Origin of the sequence: Mesorhizobium sp. BE184, assembly GCF_031457045.1 — a bacterium.
GTDB lineage: Bacteria > Pseudomonadota > Alphaproteobacteria > Rhizobiales > Rhizobiaceae > Mesorhizobium.
In genome coordinates, this window is record NZ_JAVDVU010000001.1 from 1,055,063 (window position 1) to 1,077,073 (window position 22,011).

Annotated in this window: 22 protein-coding genes; 11 read left to right on the forward strand and 11 right to left on the reverse strand. The window is 61.8% G+C overall.

Annotated elements, in window-relative coordinates; translation table 11 throughout:
• Nucleotides 1–46 precede the first annotated feature (46 nt).
• Complete coding sequence (locus J2X35_RS05115) at nucleotides 47–850, forward strand: ion channel (RefSeq protein WP_310182005.1); 804 nt, start codon at nucleotides 47–49, stop codon at nucleotides 848–850.
• Between the two features lie 19 nt (nucleotides 851–869).
• On the opposite strand, the gene J2X35_RS05120 is transcribed toward J2X35_RS05115, so the two are convergent.
• The 5 genes from J2X35_RS05120 to J2X35_RS05140 all read right to left on the reverse strand — a co-directional run bounded on the left by J2X35_RS05120 (nucleotide 870) and on the right by J2X35_RS05140 (nucleotide 4,462).
• A complete protein-coding gene (locus tag J2X35_RS05120) occupies nucleotides 870–1,751 on the reverse strand; it encodes a DMT family transporter (RefSeq protein ID WP_056109430.1) in 882 nt (293 codons plus the stop codon).
• Between the two features lie 89 nt (nucleotides 1,752–1,840).
• A complete protein-coding gene (locus tag J2X35_RS05125; protein WP_156459775.1) occupies nucleotides 1,841–2,008 on the reverse strand; it encodes a Thivi_2564 family membrane protein in 168 nt (55 codons plus the stop codon).
• A 123-nt stretch (nucleotides 2,009–2,131) separates the two neighbouring features.
• Nucleotides 2,132–3,448 carry a DNA polymerase IV gene (locus J2X35_RS05130; RefSeq protein ID WP_310182011.1) on the reverse strand — a complete coding sequence of 439 codons (1,317 nt, stop codon included), beginning with the start codon at nucleotides 3,446–3,448 and terminating at the stop codon, nucleotides 2,132–2,134.
• 64 nt (nucleotides 3,449–3,512) lie between these two features.
• Entirely contained in the window at nucleotides 3,513–4,166 is a 654-nt protein-coding gene (locus J2X35_RS05135) for a hypothetical protein (RefSeq protein WP_310182013.1), read from the reverse strand.
• Entirely contained in the window at nucleotides 4,163–4,462 is a 300-nt protein-coding gene (locus J2X35_RS05140) for a DUF3572 domain-containing protein (protein ID WP_310182016.1), read from the reverse strand. Before J2X35_RS05140 ends, J2X35_RS05135 begins: the two co-directional genes overlap by 4 nt.
• Before the next feature lie 236 nt (nucleotides 4,463–4,698).
• Here J2X35_RS05140 and J2X35_RS05145 point away from each other — a divergent pair, with 236 nt between their 5' ends.
• On the forward strand, nucleotides 4,699–5,070 hold the full coding sequence (locus tag J2X35_RS05145; RefSeq protein WP_010909712.1) for a response regulator: 372 nt from the start codon (nucleotides 4,699–4,701) through the stop codon (nucleotides 5,068–5,070).
• 34 nt (nucleotides 5,071–5,104) lie between these two features.
• Nucleotides 5,105–6,478 (forward strand): PleD family two-component system response regulator, encoded by a 1,374-nt coding sequence (locus J2X35_RS05150; protein ID WP_056109439.1) that lies wholly within the window; start codon nucleotides 5,105–5,107, stop codon nucleotides 6,476–6,478.
• A 414-nt stretch (nucleotides 6,479–6,892) separates the two neighbouring features.
• Here the strand turns inward: J2X35_RS05150 and rpmG are convergent, their stop codons facing one another.
• Complete coding sequence (rpmG, locus tag J2X35_RS05155) at nucleotides 6,893–7,060, reverse strand: 50S ribosomal protein L33 (RefSeq protein WP_006201775.1); 168 nt, start codon at nucleotides 7,058–7,060, stop codon at nucleotides 6,893–6,895.
• Between the two features lie 180 nt (nucleotides 7,061–7,240).
• Nucleotides 7,241–9,100, reverse strand: a complete 1,860-nt coding sequence (locus J2X35_RS05160; RefSeq protein WP_405023196.1) for an LTA synthase family protein — start codon at nucleotides 9,098–9,100, stop codon at nucleotides 7,241–7,243.
• 481 nt (nucleotides 9,101–9,581) lie between these two features.
• Here J2X35_RS05160 and J2X35_RS05165 point away from each other — a divergent pair, with 481 nt between their 5' ends.
• The 8 genes from J2X35_RS05165 to gmk all read left to right on the forward strand — a co-directional run bounded on the left by J2X35_RS05165 (nucleotide 9,582) and on the right by gmk (nucleotide 16,754).
• The gene (locus J2X35_RS05165; RefSeq protein ID WP_310182727.1) at nucleotides 9,582–10,208 is read left to right on the forward strand and encodes a class I SAM-dependent methyltransferase; all 627 of its coding nucleotides are present in this window, start codon (nucleotides 9,582–9,584) and stop codon (nucleotides 10,206–10,208) included.
• A gap of 200 nt (nucleotides 10,209–10,408) precedes the next feature.
• Nucleotides 10,409–11,350 (forward strand): ACP S-malonyltransferase, encoded by a 942-nt coding sequence (gene fabD / locus J2X35_RS05170; protein WP_310182730.1) that lies wholly within the window; start codon nucleotides 10,409–10,411, stop codon nucleotides 11,348–11,350.
• Nucleotides 11,351–11,399: 49 nt separating this feature from the next.
• On the forward strand, nucleotides 11,400–12,137 hold the full coding sequence (gene fabG / locus J2X35_RS05175; protein ID WP_310182732.1) for a 3-oxoacyl-[acyl-carrier-protein] reductase: 738 nt from the start codon (nucleotides 11,400–11,402) through the stop codon (nucleotides 12,135–12,137).
• Nucleotides 12,138–12,336: 199 nt separating this feature from the next.
• Nucleotides 12,337–12,573 carry an acyl carrier protein gene (locus tag J2X35_RS05180; protein WP_056109445.1) on the forward strand — a complete coding sequence of 79 codons (237 nt, stop codon included), beginning with the start codon at nucleotides 12,337–12,339 and terminating at the stop codon, nucleotides 12,571–12,573.
• A gap of 34 nt (nucleotides 12,574–12,607) precedes the next feature.
• Entirely contained in the window at nucleotides 12,608–13,870 is a 1,263-nt protein-coding gene (fabF, locus tag J2X35_RS05185) for a beta-ketoacyl-ACP synthase II (RefSeq protein WP_310182735.1), read from the forward strand.
• Between the two features lie 99 nt (nucleotides 13,871–13,969).
• Entirely contained in the window at nucleotides 13,970–15,157 is a 1,188-nt protein-coding gene (gene mltG / locus J2X35_RS05190; protein WP_310182737.1) for an endolytic transglycosylase MltG, read from the forward strand.
• 46 nt (nucleotides 15,158–15,203) lie between these two features.
• Nucleotides 15,204–16,094, forward strand: coding sequence for a YicC/YloC family endoribonuclease (locus J2X35_RS05195; protein WP_310182739.1), 891 nt, complete (start codon nucleotides 15,204–15,206; stop codon nucleotides 16,092–16,094).
• Nucleotides 16,095–16,097: 3 nt separating this feature from the next.
• Nucleotides 16,098–16,754, forward strand: coding sequence for a guanylate kinase (gmk, locus tag J2X35_RS05200; RefSeq protein WP_056109454.1), 657 nt, complete (start codon nucleotides 16,098–16,100; stop codon nucleotides 16,752–16,754).
• Between the two features lie 10 nt (nucleotides 16,755–16,764).
• Here gmk and rsmA read toward each other — a convergent pair whose 3' ends face one another.
• The 4 genes from rsmA to J2X35_RS05220 all read right to left on the reverse strand — a co-directional run bounded on the left by rsmA (nucleotide 16,765) and on the right by J2X35_RS05220 (nucleotide 21,880).
• Entirely contained in the window at nucleotides 16,765–17,586 is an 822-nt protein-coding gene (rsmA, locus tag J2X35_RS05205; RefSeq protein WP_310182742.1) for a 16S rRNA (adenine(1518)-N(6)/adenine(1519)-N(6))-dimethyltransferase RsmA, read from the reverse strand.
• A complete protein-coding gene (gene pdxA, locus J2X35_RS05210; RefSeq protein ID WP_310182744.1) occupies nucleotides 17,583–18,599 on the reverse strand; it encodes a 4-hydroxythreonine-4-phosphate dehydrogenase PdxA in 1,017 nt (338 codons plus the stop codon). Before pdxA ends, rsmA begins: the two co-directional genes overlap by 4 nt.
• Before the next feature lie 6 nt (nucleotides 18,600–18,605).
• Nucleotides 18,606–19,523: a SurA N-terminal domain-containing protein gene (locus J2X35_RS05215; RefSeq protein ID WP_310182746.1), complete on the reverse strand. Its 918-nt coding sequence runs from the start codon at nucleotides 19,521–19,523 to the stop codon at nucleotides 18,606–18,608.
• Nucleotides 19,524–19,618: 95 nt separating this feature from the next.
• Nucleotides 19,619–21,880 (reverse strand): LPS-assembly protein LptD, encoded by a 2,262-nt coding sequence (locus J2X35_RS05220; protein ID WP_310183741.1) that lies wholly within the window; start codon nucleotides 21,878–21,880, stop codon nucleotides 19,619–19,621.
• Nucleotides 21,881–22,011: the final 131 nt, after the last annotated feature.

Here is a 22,011-nt window from a genome sequence, read left to right on the forward strand (position 1 = left end):
CTCTGCGTGCTGGACCTTTCGCACTTCCGGCGCTATCGGCATTGGCATGACCTCTGAAGACAAGGACATCGAACAGGACGCCTCCGCGTTCGGGCGGCTGCGCGATACGCTGCGGCGGCTTTATCACGGCACAACACCCGCGGCCTTCCGCTTCCAGATCGCCGCCGTGCTTGTGGACCTCGCCATCATCGGCTTTTTCGTCGCGACGCCGGTGCTGCAGGAGACCCGTGCCTTCCTGTGGCTGGATTATGCCGTGGCGGCGCTGGTCGCAGCCGATATCGGCGCCCGCCTTCTCGCGTCCAACGACGTCCTGCGCCAGTTCAGGCAGCCGACAACCTGGGTCGACATTTTCATCCTGCTGACGCTGCTGTTTCCTACCGCTCTCGCCAATCTCGGCTTCCTGCGCATCCTGCGGCTGTGGTCGCTGTCGCGCAGCGGCGGATTGTGGCGTCATTTCCGCGATCCGCATCTGCGCGAATGGCGCGACGCCAGCCATGCGGTCATCAACCTGCTGACCTTCCTGCTGGTCGTTACCGGTTTCGTCTACACCTTCTTCTTCCGCGACGGGGCAGGGCTCGCCGGGTATGTCGATGCGCTCTACTTCACCGTTGCGACCGTCACGACGACCGGTTTCGGCGACATCGTGCTACCGGGCATGGCGGGAAAGCTCACAGCCATCGTCACCATGATAATCGGCATCTCACTGTTCGTGCGGCTGGCGCAGGCGATCTTCCGGCCGGCCAAGGTCTACTTCCCTTGCCCGCAATGCGGCCTGTCCCGCCACGAACCGGATGCGGTGCATTGCAAGGCCTGCGGACATATCCTGAATATACCCGACGAGGGAAACTGACGGGAACAAGGCCGCGATGTCAGCTCGCGGCGACCTCTGCCGGCTTCGGCGCGCGCCGCTGGATGTTGAGGAGATTGCCGGCCAGGATCAGCGCCGCGCCGCCGGCGGTGAAAATGTCGATCTGTTCCTGGTAGAGCAACCAGCCGATCAGCGCCGAAAGCGGCACCCGCAGGAAATCCATCGGCGAAATCACCATGGCGTCGGCATGCGAAAGCGCCCGCGCCATGCAGAAATGCGATGACATGCCGGTGAAGGCGATGACGATGATCCATGGCCACAGTTCGAGCGGCGGATTGCGCCATTCCATCAGCGCAGGACCCAGTCCGAGCACGGACTGAACGACCAGCATCCAGAAGATGATGCGCACGACGCTTTCGGTGCGGGTCAAGGATTTGACCATAGCCACCGAAATGCCGAAGCACACGGCGGCGCCAAGAACGATCAGATGCCCCGGATCGACCGAATCGGTCGCAGGACGCACGATGACGATCACGCCGACAAGGCCAAGCACGATCGAGATGATACGGTTGCGGCTCAGCTTCTCGCCCAAGAAGGCGACGGCGAGCAGGGCTGTCCAGATCGGCGTGGTGAATTCGATGGAAATCAGTACTGCCAGCGGGATCAAGGTCAGTGCGTAGAGCCACGCACCCTGGCCGACATAGTGTACGACGTTGCGGGCGACATGCACGCCCAGACGCTCGGATCGCATGGCGGAAAAACCGCCATTGGTCATCACCAGCGGCAGCAGGATGAACCAGCCGATCACCGAACGCATCTCAAGCACCTGGAAAACGCCGAGCACGCTCGTGGTTTCCCTCCCGGCGATCGACATCGCCAGGAAGGATGCTATCGAAAGCACCATCCAGAAAGCGGCTTTTGGGACAGAAGGTTCGGATGCCATGGCCGCTATGTCGCAAGCCACGGCATCGCCCGCAACCGCTAGGCTAACGCTTTCGCATGGGCCAGCTCTGACCTGTTATTTAGATGATCCTAAAATACGGCCAGGTATTTCAGCAGCGAGATGATGCCGATGATGATGACGACGATCTGGGCGATCTGTTTCATCCGACCGTCGAGCGGCAGGCGCTGGACGAGCCAGAGCACGAGGATGATCACCAGGAAGGTGATCAGGATGCTGATAAGTGCAGAAGAAGCCATTTTCCCTCACAAATGAAAAGTAACAAACAAGGCGCATAACGCGCTGATCCCGTTGGTGGTTCCACCGCAGACGTGCAGGGCGGCCAACTTGTTGTGGACAGCTCCTGGGGAAACACCGACGGCTCAATCGTCCAACGGTTCGGGTGGGTGCGCGTTGCGTCCCTTGCCGAACGTGTAGCCGGTCTCGACCGCCTTGCGGCCGAACTTGTCGCGTAGCGTATCGATCGCGCCTTCGGCCATGGCGCGCTTGCGAGACTGCACATCGACAAGATCGGGCGGGTCGGCTTTTCCATCATCGGAAAGGTCGCTGACACCGATGCCAAGCAGGCGAAACCGGGTCCCATCGGTCTCCCGCCGCAGGAGTTCCAATCCTGTGGAGAAGATGCGGTCGGCCAGCCGAGTCGGATCGCCGAGCTGGCGGTTTCGGGTCCGGGTCTTGAAGTCCTGGGTTTTCAGTTTCAGCACTACGGTGCGCCCGGCGATTCCCGCCTTCTTCAGCCTTGCGGACACCTTTTCGGATAACGCCCGCAACACAGGCACCAGGTCCGGCAGCGTCGCCAGGTCGGTGTCGAAAGTGGTTTCCGCCGAAACGCTTTTTGCGTCATGATCTGGGTGAACGCGGCGGTCGTCCTCGCCCCGCGCCAGCCGGTAGAGCCTGTCGCCCATCACGCCATAGCGCCGCAGCAGGTCGCCATGTTCCATCTTTTGCAATTGGCCAATGGTGCGGATGCCGTCGCGCTGAAGCGTCGATTCGAAAGCCTTGCCGACCCCCCAGATGAGCGTCACCGGCTGCTCGGCGAGGAAGGAGACGGCTTCCGCCTCGCCGATGATCGAGAACCCGCGCGGCTTGCGGAAATCGGAGGCGACCTTGGCGAGGAACTTGCAGTAGGAAAGGCCGGCGGAGACGGTGATGCCGATGTCCTTTTCGACGCTCTGCGCAAAGCGCGCCAGCACAAGCGCCGGTGGCAGGCCATGCAGCCTCTCGGTGCCGGAAAGATCGAGGAAGGCTTCATCGATGGAAATCGGCTCGACCAGCGGCGTCAGCGCCTGCATCATTGCCCGCACCTCGCGGCCGACCCGCACGTATTTTTCCATGTCCGGCTTGATGACGATGGCTTCAGGGCAGGCGGCAAGCGCCTTGAACATCGGCATGGCCGAACGGACGCCCTGGATACGGGCGATGTAGCAGGCCGTCGAGACGACGCCGCGCTTGCCACCACCGATAATGACCGGCTTGTCCTTCAGGGCAGGGTTGTCGCGCTTTTCCACCGCGGCATAGAAGGCGTCGCAATCGATATGAGCGAGATGCAGGCGGTAAAGCTCGGCGTGGCGCGACAATCGCGGACTGCCGCAGCGCTCGCAGCGCTGGGCGGCGCCGCTTTGCAGCGTCAGGCAGTCACGGCAGAATCCATGTTCGGGATCGTTGACGGTATACGCCATCGCTGGAACTCGAGCGGAGCAACGGGAATCTCATAGCACCCTGAACCGGCCAAGGCGACGGAGTCTAGAGGCCGAGGGCTGCCGCGATCTTCGGGCCGGCCTCGCGCCAGTCCTCGACCATGACGATGTCGTCCGGCAGCTGCGGCAACAGGTGCCGCAGCGCATTGTCGCTCATCAGGTGAAAGAGATGGATGTCGGGAAGCGTTTCCCGTGCCGACAAAAGGTTGCTGGGCTGATCATCGACGAAAGCGACCGGCCTTTGTGTCTGGCCACGCAAACGGGCGATCGCCGGGCCCTTGGCCATATCCGTGGTCAGCACCGGATAATGAAGGCCGAGCGCAGCCAGATGGTCGCGGCGGATGGCGCGATGCTTGTGCGGCATCATCGTCAACAGCACGATTTCGGCGCGGCCATGGAACTCTGCAAGCGCCTCCGCCGCGCCGTCGGTGACGCTCTGCCACTCCGCCTGTCCGTCGAAGAATTCGGCGAGCAGGGCGGTCACTTCAGGCTGTTCGATAACCCTGCCGCTTGCCCTTTCCGCGATATTGCCGGTCAGGCGCAGCGACCGCATGCTGACATCGAAGCCGCGTTGATCGAGAAACTTCGGGAACGGCCGGCTGAACTCGAGCACCACGTCATCGACGTCGAGCACCAGCAAGGGGCGGTCGTCGTCGGCCAGTTCCTCGATCTGGCGCAGCGTTTCGGGATCTTCGCTCATATGGATCGCTCATGATTGTCGTCGCCGAGTGGCAAGGCCTTGAATGCCTTGCCGACGGCCTCGGGCGGCGTGCCGGTTTCTTCCGCGAATCGCATCAGGGTCGGTTCGTGCGCCAGGATGAATTGCAGCACGCCGGCCATGAAACCCGGTTCGCGCGCGGCGCGGCGGATGGAATTCGCGTTGATGCCGGTAATCGCCAGGAAGCGCGGCAGCAGTTCGGGATCGGCGGCGATGAAGCCCAGCGCGCGAACGGCTATCGCTTCGGCCTCCTCGCGCATTGACGCTTGATCTTTCATCGTTACCTTTGCTTCGTGCGCTGTGAGAGTCTCGCGCTCCGAAGTAGCTGGTGAAGTCGCCGGGGACAAGTCGCAGGCTTTGCCTGATTGCCGCACGTAAAAACTGAATGGCTTTTGCTGCGGCGGATTTGCCTTTCATCAATGTTCTTGTTGTAGCCTGAATACGGGTAAGGTGCGTTTGCGGTCGTGAACGCATAGCGGCTCCTTTTCAGGAAGGATGCCGGATTGGGGATTTGATGCCTAAGAAAGTGATGATCGTCGAAGACAACGAGCTCAACATGAAGCTCTTTCGCGACCTCATCGAGGCGAGCGGCTACGAGACCGTGCGCACCCGCAACGGGCTGGAGGCGCTGGACCTGGCGCGCAAGCACAGGCCCGATCTCATCCTCATGGATATCCAGCTTCCCGAAGTCTCGGGGCTGGAGGTAACGAAATGGCTGAAGGAGGATGACGATCTCCACGTCATTCCCGTCATCGCCGTCACCGCCTTCGCCATGAAGGGCGATGAGGAACGTATCCGCCAGGGCGGCTGCGAGGCCTACATTTCGAAGCCCATCTCCGTGCCGCGCTTCATCGAAACCATAAAATCCTATCTGGGCGATGCATGACGTGGCCCGTTCAGACCACCTGGAGCAGTAATCGATGACCGCGCGGATACTTGTCGTAGACGACGTGCCGGCCAATGTGCGGCTCCTGGAGGTTCGCCTGCTGGCCGAATATTTCGAGGTCCTGACCGCCTCGAATGGCCCCGACGCCATAGAGACCTGCGAGAACGGCAAGGTCGATGTCGTGCTGCTCGACGTCATGATGCCGGACATGGACGGGTTCGAGGTCTGCCGGCGCCTGAAGCGCGATCCGGCGACCGCGCATATTCCCGTAGTCATGGTCACCGCGCTGGATCAGGTTTCGGACAGGGTGCGCGGTCTTGAGGCCGGCGCCGATGATTTTCTCACCAAGCCGGTCAACGACTTGCAGTTGATGACGCGGGTGAAGAGCCTCGTGCGCTTGAAGACATTGACGGACGAATTGCGGCTGCGCGCCTCGACCACCCGTAACATCGGCATCGAGGAGTTGCTCAGCCGCACCTTCAACGCCGAGGAGACCACGCCGAAGGTGCTGCTCATCGACGAACGGAAATCGTCCTTCGAGCGCATCCGCAAGATTCTTGGGCCAACCGCCGAGATCGACGTCGCGACCGATCCGCATGCCGGCTTCTTCCAGGCAGCGGAAAATGCCTATGAATGCGTACTGATCTCGACCGGCTTTGCCGATTTCGATCCGTTGCGTCTGTGTTCCCAGCTGCGCTCCCTCGACCGCACGCGTTTCCTGCCGATCATTCTGCTGGCGGACGAGGGGGAGGAGGAACGGATCATCCGCGGGCTGGAATTGGGCATCAATGATTATCTGACGCGCCCCATCGATCCGCACGAGTTGACGGCGCGGCTGCGCACCCAGGTCCGCCGCAAGCGCTACAACGACCAGCTGCGCGCCAGCGTCACGCAGACGATCGAGATGGCGGTGACCGACGGGCTGACCGGCCTGCACAACCGCCGTTACCTCGACAGCCATCTCCAGACGTTGTTCGAGCGGGCCGTGGCGCGCCGGCGTCCGCTGTCGGTCATGATCACCGACATCGACCGCTTCAAGTCGGTCAACGACACGCACGGACATGACGGCGGCGATGATGTGCTGCGCGAATTCGCCCGTCGCCTGCGCAAGAATGTGCGCGGCATCGATCTGGCCTGCCGGTTCGGCGGCGAGGAGTTCGTCGTCGTGATGCCGGATACCGAAGGTCATGTGGCGGAAAAGGTGGCTGAGCGCATCCGGGCCGAGATCGCCAAGGAGCAATTCGCCATCGGCCACGACGGCAAGACCATCGCGGTGACCGTCAGCGTCGGCGTCTCGTCGCTGCTCAAAGGGCTGGATTCGGTCGAGGCGATGATGAAGCGCGCCGACCTCGCGCTCTATGAGGCCAAGAGCGGCGGTCGCAACCGCGTCGTTGCCAAGGCGGCCTAGGAATCAGCCGACCGCCCGGATCCGGGCCTGTCGTGCCGTCAAGATGGCATGGTTACGAATTTACCTTAATCCAAGCGATTCGCGAGCGTTGGTTAAGAAACTATTGATTTCGATCACCTCTTGCGCAAATGTGCGGGCAACGGGATGGCGTTGGCGCGGGGGGATGGCCACAGCATCCAGGAATACCCCATGATGCTCAGGTCCGCCGCATCTCCTGGGTCCGTGGGGTCGGCCGGCCGGCGCTGGCGTATAGTGGCCTCCTCGTACCGCTGCCAGATTGCCGACCGGCCCCCTTTGTTTAATGCCGCACAAGAAGATCAGCGGATAACCCCAGCTGGCCTAGAGTTTTTTCAACCTGAGAAACAAAAAAGCCGCCCGAAAGGGCGGCTTTTTTTCGTCCGTAGGAAACCCGGATTACTTGATCTTGGTTTCCTTGAATTCGACGTGCTTCTTGGCGACCGGGTCGTACTTGCGGAACGACAGCTTGTCGGTCTTGGTGCGGCTGTTCTTGCTCGTCACGTAGAAGAAGCCGGTATCGGCGGTCGAAAGAAGCTTGATCTTGATGTTTGCGGCTTTGGCCATGGTGATCGTCCGTTGATGTCTTGGAGTTAGAGCCGCAAGTGCCTCGGAATGTTCCGGACGCGGAAAACTTGGCGGGACACATAAAGAAAGCGCCCGGAAAGTCAAGCCTCGGCCCAAGTTGCGGGCAACGACAGATCGAAGCGGTAACTTACCACCCGTCTGCGTGAAGCTGGACGCCGCTCATGTCGTATGCCCGTTCGGCTTTTCGACGGTTTCAGGGAAGAAATCGGACGCCGCTTTGCGCTTGCCGAACATCATGTCGTACTGGATGAAGCGGAAGTCGCGGATTTCCGGGTCGATATCCTTCGCGCGCGCCCAGTCCGGCGTCGCGTCGCCATTCGCCGACAGCAGCAGGTTGCGATCGACGACGCTGTACTGCTTGCGCATTTCACCAAGGAAGCCCGTGTAATAGGGATGCGTAATGCCAGCTGTCTTGAGGATGTGGTATGGCAGGAACGCCGGGCTGACGGCGCCCATGTCTTTCACTGGACCGGTCTTGTTCGACCACACGACCAGCGGCGTCTGGTGATGCAGCAGCATCTGGTCCGGCGATTCCTTGCGCGGCGCGACGGGCTCCTTGAGGAAGCCGGTTTCAACATAGACGGGTCCTAGCGGCGGCAGGTGGTCGCCGAAGAAGGCGATGACGGTCGGCCGCTCGCGCTTGTTCGCCCATTCGATCAGCTTCTGAAGACCCTTGTCGGCATCCGAGGCGCCTTCGGTGAAGCTCAGCAGCGAATCCTGCGCCCATTGGCTGGTCGAAGCCTGCACCTTGTGAGTCGGATCCGGATAGCGATGCGGCTCGTAAGGCCCGTGGTTCTGCAGACTGACGGCGAAGAAGAAGAACGGGTCGTCGGTGGCGTCGGCCTCCTTGATGATCTCCTCGGTCATCGAGGCATCCGAAGCCAGCGGACCGCGCTTTTGCATGTTCGGAAGGTTCTCTTCCGACTTGAAGTCGTCGAAGCCGAAATCCTTGTAGACCGGGCTGCGATTCCAGAACCAGTTCGTACCGGGGTGGATGGCGCGCGTCGCATAGCCTTCGCTTTTCAGGAAGGTGGCGACGGACGGAATCGGCGCCCGCACATATTGCTGGTAGGGGATGCTGCCGGCCGGCAGGAAAGCATTGGAAAAGCCGGTCAACGCCTCGAATTCGATATTAGCGGTCATGCCCCCGAATTCAGGCGAAAACATATGACCTGACTGCAGCCCGCGCACCGTCGGGATCGGGTCAGGCGTGATCTTCACGTTAGGCAGCCGGCTCGGATCCCAGAAAGATTCGCTCATCACCACGATGATGTCCGGCTTTTGCGGCGGCATCGAAATCGCGGCATCAGGCTTGGCGATCGCGGCAATTGCCTTCTCCGAATAGCCGGCAGGCGCCGAGACATGCGCCATCGGCACGTTCAGCGCGAACGCGAGGGCAAAGCCGTTCGAATTGTAGTTTTCCTTCTGGTCCCACATCATCGGGATGATCTGCAGCCGATCGCGGCTCCAGGAGAAGGTCGCGTAGTCCATGATCGACACGAAGAAAGCCAGCAGCGGCACGCTGATGATCAGCCGCGCCAGACGGCCCGTGTAGGGAATCGCCGGGGCGCGGCGGCGCCATGTACGCCAGGCATAGATCAGCAACGCCAGCCCGGCGATAATTCCAACCGCCATCGCGACACCGGCAAACGGCCTGTCGCGCAACAGCAGCGGCATCAGTTCGACGATCTGCCGTGCGTAGAGAAAATCGGTCGGGTAGAGCGGATCGCCCAGATAAAGCGATTTCTGGTGACCAATGAAAGCAAGCGCCAAGATAAGCGGCGCTACCACGAGCAGGCTGAGATGCCGTCGGCCGAGCACGGCGTCGAGCGCAACCAGGATCAGCGCAAACAGGATAACCGTGGTCCAGCCCGGCTTGAACGGTTGCAGGAAAAACTCGACGGTGGCCAGGAAATCGCCCCGGAAAATCAGTTCGACGGAAAAAACTAGCGCAGCCGACGCCAGCAAGGACACCAAGACGCAACGCAGGGCCGGCCAAAAAGCACGGTTCTGAGCCACAATTTGCGATTTGAAATCACCAGATGCCGCCGCCGCGACCGCCTGGCCTGTCACACTAGCTGTCACTTTGAACCCCGACCGCGAACGTCATGCAATTGTCACTAAACCGTCACCCAGACCTAAAGGTTGCGGCGGAATTGAGAAGAGCTGGCAAACAAATCGTGTTCGGTTTTAACCGAGTGTGATCCGGAAAAACCCCGCGAGGCCAGACAGTTGGCGGCAATTCGATTAGACAGGATCGTGCGCCGGCTCAAGTCCAAATCGCATGGAATTCAGGCCCGGAACGAAAAACGAAAGCTTCGATTCCCGTTGTCTCGTTTTTGACGAACGGCCGAACCGAGAGGGCGTGTCTCACATTGAATTTCTGCTAATGCTGGGAAGCAATCGCCCGCGATGTCACCGACTCCCGGCGTGCGGGACGTGCAACGGGCTGATGGCTCTTGCTTTTCGAGGGCTCTCGTCTTGAGGGAGAAGCGCTGGGATGACCACCGACCGAGACACCGTGCGGTCCTATGATTCGGTCGCGGCCGAATACGCTGCCGAGGCCGCGGCGATGCCCGGATGGGTCGCGACAGAAATCGATGCGTTCGTGGCCGATCTGGGTGGCTCGGGCAGAGTGCTCGAGATCGGCAGCGGTGGTGGGCGAGATGCGCTTGAGCTTGAGAACCGGGGCATCAGCGTCCGGCGCACTGACATTTCGAAGGGTTTCGTCGACCTGCTTCGCCAGAGTGGCTTCGAGGCCGACCTGTTGGACCCGCTGACCGACGAGTTGGCCGATCCACAGCGTCCCGATGCGCCGTACGACGGAATCTGGGCCTGCGCCTGCCTGATTCACGCCGCGCGCAAGGATTTTGGAACGGTAGTTGGGCGGCTTGCCGAGGCGACCCGGATTGGCGGGCGGCTACATGCTTCTGTTAGAGAGGGCGATGGCGAGGACGTGTCCACACACGGCAGCGCTGCAGCGCCTCGACGTTACGTCGAGACATACTGGCGCGAGCCTGCCCTGCGGTCCGCGCTCGCAGACGCTGGCTGGCTCGTCAGCGAGGTGCGCCGGTACGTTGGAAAGCCCGATGATCGGTGGCTGAGCATTCGGGCGAGTCGGTCATGACTCAAACAAGGTTCTGAACCCGGATGGAGGCAGCGTGTCATGTCCGAATGCGGCGCCAAGCGGGGTAGATCGGGCATCCGTTCGGGGTCGATAGCCGAAATTCAAACTGAGACACGACCGCCGCACCGACGCGAGGCGAGGCTTGACTTCCAGGCCCGGCTTGGCGCAACAGGCTGGCGAGAGCAACGATGAGGCTGCAAATGGCGATTGCGTTCACCTTTCCGGGCCAGGGCAGCCAGGCTGTCGGCATGGGCAAGGATCTTGCGGAGCATTTCCCGGAGGCGCGCCGTGTCTTTCAGGAGGTCGATGATGCTCTCGGCCAGAAGCTTTCGACGCTGATCTGGGAAGGCCCTGAGGAAACGCTGACGCTGACAGCAAATGCACAGCCGGCGCTGATGGCCGTTTCGCTTGCGGCGATTCGGGCATTGGAATCACGTGGGTTTTCGATGCGGGACAAGGTCGGTTACGTGGCCGGTCATTCTCTCGGTGAATATTCGGCGCTGGCCGCTGCGGGATTTGTCTCGGTCGCAGATGCGGCGAAACTCCTGCGCATCCGCGGCGACGCCATGCAGTCGGCGGTGCCGGTTGGCGAGGGCGCGATGGCAGCCATCATCGGCCTCGAACAGGCAGACATCGAGGCGGCCTGCGCTGAAGCGGGTAAAGGCTCGGTCTGCCAGGTGGCCAACGACAATGGCGGCGGCCAGCTGGTGATCTCGGGCGCAAAGCCGGCGGTGGAAAAAGCCGCCGCCATCTGTACCGAAAAGGGCGCCAAGCTGGTGCGGATGCTGCAGGTCTCGGCGCCGTTCCATTCGGCGCTGATGGCGCCAGCGGCGGAAGCCATGCGCGAGGCGCTGGCCAATGTGACAAAGGCCGCTCCCTCGGTTCCTGTCATCTCCAATGTCACCGTCACGCCGACAACCGATCCGGACGCCATTGCCAAACGCCTCGTCGAGCAGGTCACCGGCCGCGTCCGCTGGCGTGAGACAGTTGAGTGGTTCGGCGCCAACGGCGTCACCACGCTTTATGAGATTGGTTCCGGCAAGGTTCTTTCCGGTCTTGCCCGCCGCATCAACCGGGACATCGCAACTGCCAATATCGGCAATCCGGCCGACATCGAGGCCGCGCTCGCGGCGCTTGGATGATTGCAACTCGACCACGCCCTTGCCAAGGGAGTGCTCTACGGAGGGGAACATGTTCGATCTGACCGGCCGCAAGGCGCTTGTTACGGGCGCATCGGGTGGAATTGGCGAAGCGATCGCGCGGCTCCTGCACGCGCAAGGCGTTGTCGTCGGCTTGCATGGGACGCGTGTCGAGAAGCTGGAGGCGCTGGCCGCCGAACTCGGCGACCGGGTCAAGCTCTTCCCGGCGAACCTGTCCGACCGCGACGAGGTGAAAGCGCTTGGCCAGAAGGTGGAAGCCGACCTCGAAGGCGTCGATATCCTGGTCAACAATGCCGGCATCACCAAGGACGGCCTGTTCGTGCGCATGTCGGACGCCGACTGGGATTCGGTGATGGAGGTCAATCTGACCGCCGTGTTTCGCCTCACCCGCGAACTCACGCACCCAATGATGCGTCGCCGTCATGGCCGCATCATCAACATCACCTCGGTGGTCGGCGTCACCGGCAATCCGGGACAGGCGAATTACTGCGCCTCGAAGGCCGGCATGATCGGTCTGTCCAAGTCGCTTGCGCAGGAAATCGCCACCCGCAACATTACCGTGAATTGTGTGGCCCCGGGCTTCATCGAATCGGCGATGACCGAAAAGTTGAATGACAAGCAGAAGGAAGCGATCATGGGCGCTATCCCGGCCAAGCGGATGGGTACGTCCGCCGAGGTCGCTTCCGCCGTCGTTTACCTTGCCTCGGACGAGGCGTCCTACGTCACCGGCCAGACGCTGCACGTCAATGGCGGCATGGCGATGATCTGATCGATTGAATTCGCATCGAGAAAAAGGCCGTTGCGCCTTGGAGCCATGGCCTTTTTGGTGTAATGCGGCCCGCAACCCGGCGGTTCGGGCAAAAACCGACCTGTCCGTTGTTGCATTTCGGCAGGACTATCTTTGAGCTTGATTAGCGGCAATCGGCCCGCTAACGAAGACAGACAAACATGAAGACGAGGATGCCCACATGAGTGACACCGCAGAGCGCGTCAAGAAGATCGTTATCGAACATCTTGGTGTGGAAGCCGACAAAGTGACCGAACAGGCGAGCTTCATCGACGATCTGGGCGCGGACAGTCTGGACACGGTCGAACTCGTCATGGCGTTCGAAGAAGAATTCGGCGTCGAGATTCCTGATGACGCCGCCGAGACCATCCTCACGGTTGGTGATGCGGTGAAGTACATCGATAAGGCTTCGGCCTGACGATTTCTCTACGCATTGGCTGGGAGGGCGCGCGATGAGGCGTGTCGTGGTCACAGGCCTCGGCTTGCTTTCGCCGTTCGGCTACGGAACCGAGCATAGCTGGAAGAACCTGCTGACTGGCCGCAGCGCGGCCAGTCGCGTCACGACCTTCGAGGTCGATGACCTGCCCTGCAAGATCGCCCATGTCATCCCGCGTGGCGATGGCGCCAACGGCACCTTCAATCCGGAAGCCCTTCTGGAGCCGAAGGAACTGCGCAAGATCGGCGACTTCATCCTCTACGGCATCGCGGCGGCTGACGAAGCGCTTAAGGATTCCGGCTGGGAACCGAAGACGCATGCGGAGCAATGCGCCACCGGCGTGATGATCGGTTCGGGCATTGGCGGCATTGAAGGCATCGCCGAGAACGCCATCATCCTCAAGGAACGCGGTCCGCGCCGCATCACGCCATTCTTTATCCCCGGCCAGATCATCAACCTCGTCTCCGGCCAGGTCTCGATCCGGCACGGGCTCAAGGGCCCGAACCACGCAGTCGTCACTGCGTGCTCGACCGGCGCGCACGCCATCGGCGATGCCGCCCGATTGATCCAGTATGGCGATGCCGACGTGATGCTGGCCGGCGGCGCCGAAGCGCCCGTCACGCGGCTTTCCCTTGCCGGCTTCGCGGCGTGCCGGGCTCTTTCCACTGACCGCAACGACACCCCTGAAAAGGCATCGCGTCCTTACGACCGGGATCGTGACGGCTTCGTCATGGGCGAGGGCGCCGGCGTCGTGGTTCTGGAAGAACTGGAACATGCCAAGGCGCGTGGCGCCAGGATTTACGGCGAGGTGGTTGGCTACGGCCTGACGGGCGATGCCTATCACATCACTGCCCCCGCCGAAGATGGCGACGGTGCATTCCGTTGCATGACGGCGGCGCTGAAGCGCGCGAAGCTTACGCCGGCTGACGTCGATTACATCAACGCGCATGGCACTTCGACCATGGCAGACACGATCGAACTCGGTGCGGTCGAACGGCTCGTCGGCAACGCCGCCTCCAAGATATCGATGTCTTCGACAAAATCGTCGATCGGGCATCTGCTCGGTGCGGCGGGCGCAGCCGAAGCAATCTTCTCCATCCTCGCCATCCGCGACAACATCGCGCCGGCGACAATCAACCTGGACAATCCAGAGCGCGAAACCGCCATCGACCTCGTGCCGCACAAGCCACGCAAGCGCCAGATCGATATCGCGCTTTCCAATTCGTTTGGATTCGGCGGCACCAATGCGTCGCTGGTTTTCCAGCGCTATAACGGTTGAGATCGAGACAGCGTCCGTAGCTGCGGAACGCTGCCAATTTTGCCATATTCGCTCCTACGCTGCCGGAGGGGATTCTTTGAAAGATCGAAGGTAGGTGCCATGAACACCAGTCCGGCCAATGGAGAGTTCGGTCAAAAACCGGCCGGACCGATCGTGCCGAAAACGGCCAACGAAGCACTGCGCCCCGAGGCCGGCACGCCGCCGCCGAGCAAGCGGTCGCGCGCTTCCCGCAGCCAGATCGTGGTTTTCCTGAATTTCGTCGTCTCCTGCATCCTCCTGGCGGTGCTGGCAGCGGGTGTGGCGCTCTATTTCGGCAAGCAGGAATTCAACGGACCCGGACCCTCGGCCAGTGGCGACACCTTCCTGGTGAGGCCCAATACCGGCGTTCAGGAAATAGCCGACCAACTCGAGCGGCGCGGTCTGATCAGCGACGCGCGGGTCTTCCGGCTCGGCGTGCGCGCCTATGGCAATGATTCCGCCATTAAGGCCGGCGAATACCAGATCAAGCCGAACGCCTCCATGCACGAGATCATGGAACTCCTGAAAAGCGGTAAGTCGGTGATGTATTCGCTGACCATTCCCGAGGGCTTGACGGTCGAGCAGGCGTTCCAGCGCGTTGCCCAGCAGGAAGCCCTGACCGGCGAAATGCCTGCGTCGCTGCCGCCCGAAGGCACTGTTGCCACGGACACGCTGCGCTTCACCCGCGGCGCCACGCGCCAGCAGATGATCGACAAGCTGATGGCCGACCAGAAGCAGCTGGTGGACGAGGTCTGGGCGCGCCGTGCGCCGGATCTGCCTATCGCCAACATCGACGAATTCGTGACGCTGGCTTCCATCGTCGAGAAAGAAACCGGCAAGAGCGACGAGCGTTCACGTGTCGCCGCTGTTTTCCTGAACCGCCTTGAAAAGGGCATGCGGCTGCAATCCGATCCAACCATTATCTATGGCCTGTTCGGCGGCAAGGGTAAGCCGGCCGACCGCCCGATTTATCAGTCGGATCTGACCAAGCAGACGCCGTACAACACCTATGTCATCAGCGGCCTGCCGCCGACGCCGATCGCCAATCCCGGCCGCGCGGCCCTCGAAGCTGTCGCCAACCCATCCAAGACGAAAGACCTTTATTTCGTCGCCGATGGCAGCGGCGGCCATGTTTTCGCGGCCACGCTGGAGGAGCACAACGAAAACGTGGCACGCTACCGCGCATTCCAGAAGAAGCAGGCCGACGAGGCCGCCAAGGCCGGCGCCGCGCCGGCGGCGGCTCCGGCGACCGGCGGAGCGGCGCAATAAGCCGCGTTGAGAGGCCGATCGGGGCCGCATTGGGGGATATGAGGAATTGAGCCTGCAGAGCATGACGGGTTTTGCCCGTGCTGTCGCCGAGCATGACGGGACGGCCATCGCCTGGGAGGTGAAATCCGTCAACGGCAAGAGCGTCGAGGTCCGCCTGCGGCTGCCTTCAGGCTTCGAACGGCTCGAGCCGGCGACGCGTCAGGCCGTGCAGAAGCGCTTTGCCCGCGGCAATTTCCAGGCGACTCTTGCCATCGCGCATCCGGGCGCCATTCAGGCGCAACCGGTGGTCAACGAGGCCTTCCTCAAGGACTTGGCCGGATTGGCGCGCCGGCTCCAGGAACAGTTCGGCGCCACCCCGGCGACAGCCGATGGCCTTCTGTCGCTGCGTGGCGTGCTCGAACTGCCGGAAGCCATCGAGACCGACGAAGCCCGGGCAGCGATCGACCAGGCGATCGAGGCCACCCTTGCCCAGGCGCTGACCGGGCTGGAGGAGGCGCGCCGCGCCGAAGGGCAGGCGCTCGGTTCAGTGCTTTCCGGCCACCTCGATTCAATCGAAGTGCTGACCGCCAGGGCCGAAGCGGATCCGTCGCGCGAACCGGCAACCATCCGCGAAAAGATCGCCGAACAGGTGCGTCTTTTGATGGACAATTCGGCAAATCTCGATGAGAACCGCCTCCATCAGGAGGCCGCTTTTCTCGCCACCAAGGCGGATATCCGCGAGGAGATCGACCGGCTCAAGACGCATGTGGCGTCGGGCAGGGCGCTTTTGGCGGCAGGCGGCGCTATCGGCCGCAAGCTCGATTTTCTGGCGCAGGAATTCAATCGCGAATCGAATACTCTGTGCTCCAAGTCGAATGCCGCCTCGGTCACCGCTATCGGACTGGAGCTCAAGGCGGTGGTCGATCAGTTTCGCGAACAGGTCCAGAATCTGGAGTGACAGATGGTGCCCACGGACACCGCATCCCGCATCCGCCGCCGGGGCTTGATGCTCGTGCTGTCGTCACCCTCGGGTGCCGGCAAATCGACCATTGCGCGCAACCTCATCGAAAGCGATCAGGGGTTCGAGCTGTCAGTCAGTGTGACGACGCGTCCGCGCCGGGGCAGCGAGATAGATGGCATTCACTACCATTTCCGCTCCAAGCGGGAATTCGAGATTCTGCGCGACAATGACGAACTGCTGGAATCGGCGGAAGTTCACGGCAATTTTTACGCCACGCCGCGCGAGCCGGCGGAACGCGCCATGGCCGAAGGCCGCGACATGCTGTTCGACATCGACTGGCAAGGCGCCAAGCAGCTCAAGGAAAAGATGCGTGGCGACATCGTTTCGGTCTTCATTCTGCCGCCGTCGATGAGCGAGCTGAAAGCCAGGCTCAAGCGCCGCGCCGAGGACCAGGAAAAGGTCATCGAGACGCGGCTGAAGAATGCGCGCGAGGAAATCGAGCATTGGACCGAATACGATTTCGTCGTCATCAACGACGATCTGGACAGGGCCTTTGCCGAAGTTCGCGCCATCGTCGTCGCGGAGCGGCTGCGCCGTGACCGGCGTCCGGGACTGTTCGATTTCGTTTCGGGCCTGCTGGACGAAAAGACCGGTTGAGTCCGAAGCCTCAGATCAAATTGGCGAGCCGGACGAATTCCTCGACGTCCAGCGTTTCGGCCCGGCGCGTCGGGTCGATGCCCGCTTTCGTCAGCAACGCTTCACCGCCAAGGCTTTTCAGGCTCTGCCGCAGCATCTTGCGTCTCTGCCCGAAGGCGGCTTCCGTGACCCGCGCGAGCTTCGTCACATCGGCCGGCAGGGGCGACGAACGCGGCACGAGATGTACGACCGAAGACGTGACTTTCGGCGGCGGCGTAAACGCCTGCGGTGGCAGATCGAAGACGATCTTCGCCTCGGTGCGCCAGCCGGCCAGGACGCCAAGCCGCCCGTAGCCGTCGCTGCCCGGCTTGGCGACGATGCGTTCGGCTACCTCGCGCTGGAACATCAGCGTCATGGACCGGTAGAAAGGCGGCCAGTCTTTCGATATCAGCCAGCGCACCAGCAATTCGGTGCCGATATTGTAAGGCAAATTGGCGACGATCTTGGTCGGTCCGTCGGCCACTGCAGCGAAATCGGCCTTGAGCGCGTCGCCGGCAATAATTTCAAGCCGGTTCGGATAGTGGCCGGCAATTTCGGCCAGCGCCGCGAGGCAGCGTTCGTCGCGTTCGATGGCGACAACGCGCTTGGCGCCGTGCATGAGCAACGCCCGTGTCAGGCCTCCCGGGCCGGGACCCACTTCTATGACCGTGACGTCCTTTAACTCGCCTGCCGCGCGCGCGACCTTGCCGGTCAGGTTGAGGTCGAGCAGGAAATTCTGGCCGAGCGACTTCTTCGCCTGCAAACCATGCTTCTCGATGACCTCCCTCAGTGGCGGCAGGCCGTCCGCGCTCATGCCGGCTTTCCAGCAGCAAGATGCCGCGCCAGCTTCAGCGCTGCGATCAGGCTGTCAGGCCGGGCGATGCCCTTGCCGGCGATGTCGAAAGCCGTGCCATGGTCTGGCGATGTCCGCACGAAAGGCAGGCCCAGCGTCACATTCACCGCTTCGTCGAAAGCCAGCGCCTTGGCCGGGATCAGCGCCTGGTCGTGATACATGCACAGCGCCGCGTCATAGGTGGCCCGCGCCCGCGGATGGAACATCGTATCGGCCGGCAACGGGCCGACGGCATCGATACCCTCGCTGCGAAGCAGCTCGACGGCAGGCCGCACGATCCGGTCATCCTCCAGTCCCATCGATCCGCCTTCGCCGGCATGCGGGTTGAGCCCGGCAATGGCCAGTCTCGGGCTTTGTATGCCGAATCGTTCATTCAGATCACGTGCCGTGATACGCCCGATCGCGGCGATCAACTCGGTGGTCAGCATCCTGGGCACATCCGACAGCGGGACATGGATCGTCACCGGCACGGTCCGCAGGTCGGGTCCGGCCAGCATCATCACCGGCGTGACCACTTCGCCGAGATGTCGGGAGGCAAGGTGGGCCAGATATTCCGTATGGCCGGGAAAACCGAAACCGGCGTCGTAAAGCGGCTTCTTGGCAATCGGGCAGGTGACGACGGCCGCGGCGACTCCTGTCAGCGTGTCGGCCACGGCTTTTTCTATGGCCTCTATCGTGCCTGCGGCGTTCGCAATATCTGGCTGCCCGGGCGTATTGGTGAAACGGGCTGCAAGCGGCAGAATCGGCAGCGCGTTATGAAATGCCGCCATAGCCTGGCTGGGATCGGCCTCGATGATTGGAACGTCGACGCCAAGCGCTTTTGCACGCGCAGCAACCAGCGCGGGATCGGCAAGCAAGTAGAAGGGGGGAACGCCGTTCTCCGCACGTCTACGCCATGCTTCTATCGCGATTTCAGGCCCGATGCCTGAGGGGTCACCGACGCTGAGAGCCAGCGGAAGGCCAGCGTGCAGCACGTCGGCTCAGCGCTTGACGATGCGGGCTTTGGCCCTGATCTCTTCGAGGTACTTCTTGCTGAGTTCCTCGGAACCGCCTGACGCACCCTCGCTTTCGAACATCATCTTGGCGACCTTGTCGTCGGACACCTCGCGCGAGCTGCAGATGCCGATGAACTCGACGCCGCGTTCCGTCTCCCGCACGCCCGTCGCCCCGCCAACATTGGTTTTCTTGATCTGCTCTGCCCACTCTGTAGGCAGTTCCGGCGTTAGCACCCGACCGAGATCGCGCACGGTCACGTCGATCAGTCCCTTGGCGAATTCGCGGCTGGTGGCGCAGCCGTTGAAGCGGGCGCGCATGGCTTCCGCCTCGCGCTTGCGCTTGCCGAGGATGGCGCCGCGTTCGCTGGCTGGAACGACGAAGATGACCTGCTGCAGCATGTATTCGGTGGCGGTCGGCTTGTTTCCGTTCTTGTCGAGCATCTTCCGCACAAGGTCCTGCTGGCTTGACCCGCCGCTTTCCGACCGCGACCGTGCCGAGAGCGCCTGGTTCCACGCCATCTGCGTGCGAATGAACTCCTTGAAGTGTTCCTTGGTCACGCCCGACTGCGCCATGACGCCGTCAAGCTGCTGCAACTGCATCTTGTTGGACGAGGCGAAGCGCGCATACGCATCATTGACCTGCTTGTCGCTGATGCGCACGCCGATGCGGCGCGCTTCGGCCAGTTTCAGCGCCTGCTCGACCATTTCGTCTTCGGCATTGCCCTTCCTGCGCTGCAGCTTCAGAAAAGCCGCGCGGTGTTGGATGTCACCCGTGGTGACGGCGATGTCGTTGATGACGTATTTGATGGAACTCGCAAAAGCCGGCGGCGTCGGAACAATCACCAAAACGGATGTTGCCATCACAAGCAACGCGAAGCTCGCGGAAAAAAGAAAACGTCTCATCGAAAGCACTCGTTCTGGTTTCGGCCTTAGCTGCTACCTGGGGATATGAAGGATTTCGTGCATGCATTATGCGGCGAAACCATGTCCCGGCAGGACTATTCGAAGGCCGACGTCGCCGACCCGAAATCGCCCAGCGTGCGGAACGAGATGTTGAAGCCGACGCTCTGCGATACTTCCTTCGTGGTCTGGCTGCGCGTTTCGGAGAACGTCATCAGATAGGAGAAGCATTCGTCGTCATAGGCGAAGCCGATGCCGTCCTTGATCAGGACGCTGTTCTCAAGGTCATAGGTTCCCGCGCTGAAGACGCGCCAGTTCTCCGCGAAGCGGGCGGAGCCGGCAAGCGTGATTTCATGGCGATCTGTCGTGAAGCCGTAGAGCGGCTGCGCCTGGATATAGGCGTATTTCGCCGAAACGCTGATCGGCGAGGCGCCGCTATAGGCCATCTTGACCTCGCCGCGGCGCATTTCGAGCGTGTTCTCATCGAACCGGCCGCTGAGCGAAGACGAGAAGCCTACGGGACTGGACACGCCGATCAGGCCGACGAAATCCGACACGTCGGTCTCAAGGCCGGAATAGGCGCCGACATTCACGAGGTCCGGGCTGTCGAAGGAATTGCGGCCACCCAACTGGTAGGACTGGCCGAACAGCGCGTTCGTACCCCAGCCATTGTCGTAGCTGCCCGAATAGCGGAAGCCGAGATTGGCGCGGCTGCCGCCTTCGATGCGGTCGTAGCCGGAGAACTTGTCACGCTCGAACAGGGTGCTGGCATCGAAGACGAAGCTCTGCGCATCCTCGTTCGGAACCGCGAGACCGCCGACATACTGCTCGTTCGGGCGCACGAACAGCTGCGCAACGGGTTCGATGACATGCGAGGAGCCAACACCTGAGAACAGTACCGGCCAGCGCATCTCGAGACCCAGCGTCGCCATCGCCCGGAAGAAGGAAGACTGCGTGTCCTCGGTGGTACCGAGCCGAGTGGCCATCTCATTGATTGCGTTCAACGAATCCTGTGACGCGTTCAGGTAGTTGGCGTCTGCCTGGAAAGCCAGCAGCGGCGTGAACACCAGGCCGCCATCCGTGATGATGTCTTTTTTCCACTCGGCTTGGCCGGTCAGGCGGCCGGAATCGCCTTCGACGCCGGGAACGCGAAACACGCCGTTAAGAGGAGGGGCAGCAGGAGGATCGGGCAAGAATCCGCTCGAGGAATCAAGGTCGTCCCGCCGCAGCGCGCGCGCATTCACGTTGAGCGAGAGTTGCCCGCCATAAAGCGGCGTGTCTGGGATATAGGCGTAGTCCAGCGACGGCAGCACCCAGGGTTGCTCGGCATCGCGGGCCGAAGGGTGGGTGTCCAGAAGATTTTCCTGAACGTCGAAATGCATGCCGCGCAGGTCGAAATAATTCCGGTCGTTCAGTCCCGTCAGGTAAACCTCGGAGCGGATCACAGAGTCCTGGAAGCCGCCAATGCCATAGGTCTTGGAAAAATTCTTGTCCGACTGAACCAAGATGTTCCAGCCGAAATCCCAACGTTCATTGATGGCGAACTGGCCCTTGCTGCCCATCATCCCGCGCAGCTTGTTGGGATCACCCTTGGGTCCTGCGTCCACGGTATTCGGATCGAAGGCGCTCGGATCGTTCTGGCTGATACCAGCCATCTTCAGCGTGTATTCGCCATTGTTGAATTTCTGGCGCCACTCGGCCTCGCCAAGGAAGCCCTGCTTGGTGAAGCCGGTGCCCGTCACCGTCAGGTCATAGGTGGGCGACAGGGCGAAATAGTAAGGCACCCTCACGCCGACGCCCAGCGTGTCCTTGTAGGTGATGCCGGGAATCAGGAAACCGCTTTTGCGCTTGACCGTCGGGTCGGCGATCTCGAAGGCAGGAAGATAGGCGATCGGGAAGCCGAAGAACTCGAAATTGGAATTCTCGAAGCGAACCGTTTTCTTTTCGCCGTTCCAGATGATCTTGCGCGCCTTGATGCGCCAGACCGGAGCCTTGTCGGGCTGTTCCTCGCAGGGTTCGCAAGCCGTGTAGACGCCATTGTTGAACGTGGTGAGGACGCCGCCCTGGCGCTCCGCGCTCTCGGCAGCGAAATAAGTCTTATCGACCGTCTCGACCCGCAGCGCGTTGACGAAACCGTCGGCGAAATCATCGGTGATGTCGATATGGTCGGAACTGATCTTGGTGCCGTCGCTGTTGACCAGCTCGACATTGCCGCTGGCGACGAGACGCTGGGTCTTGCGGTTGTATTCGACGCGCTGAGCGACCAGGTGGTTGCCGCCATATTCGATCTGCACGCCGCCGACAGCCGTCACCGTCTGGCCGTCATTGTCGTAGACCAGCGTATCGGCCTCGAGCAGCATCTGCGAGCCGGCAGGCACGCTTGCGGACGCCAGATCGCCGACTTCCTGAGCCAACGCCGGGCCGGCGATCAGGGAGCAGCCGATCAGGCACGCCAAGGCGCTGACACCGCTCAGGAGCGTCAACCTTGTTG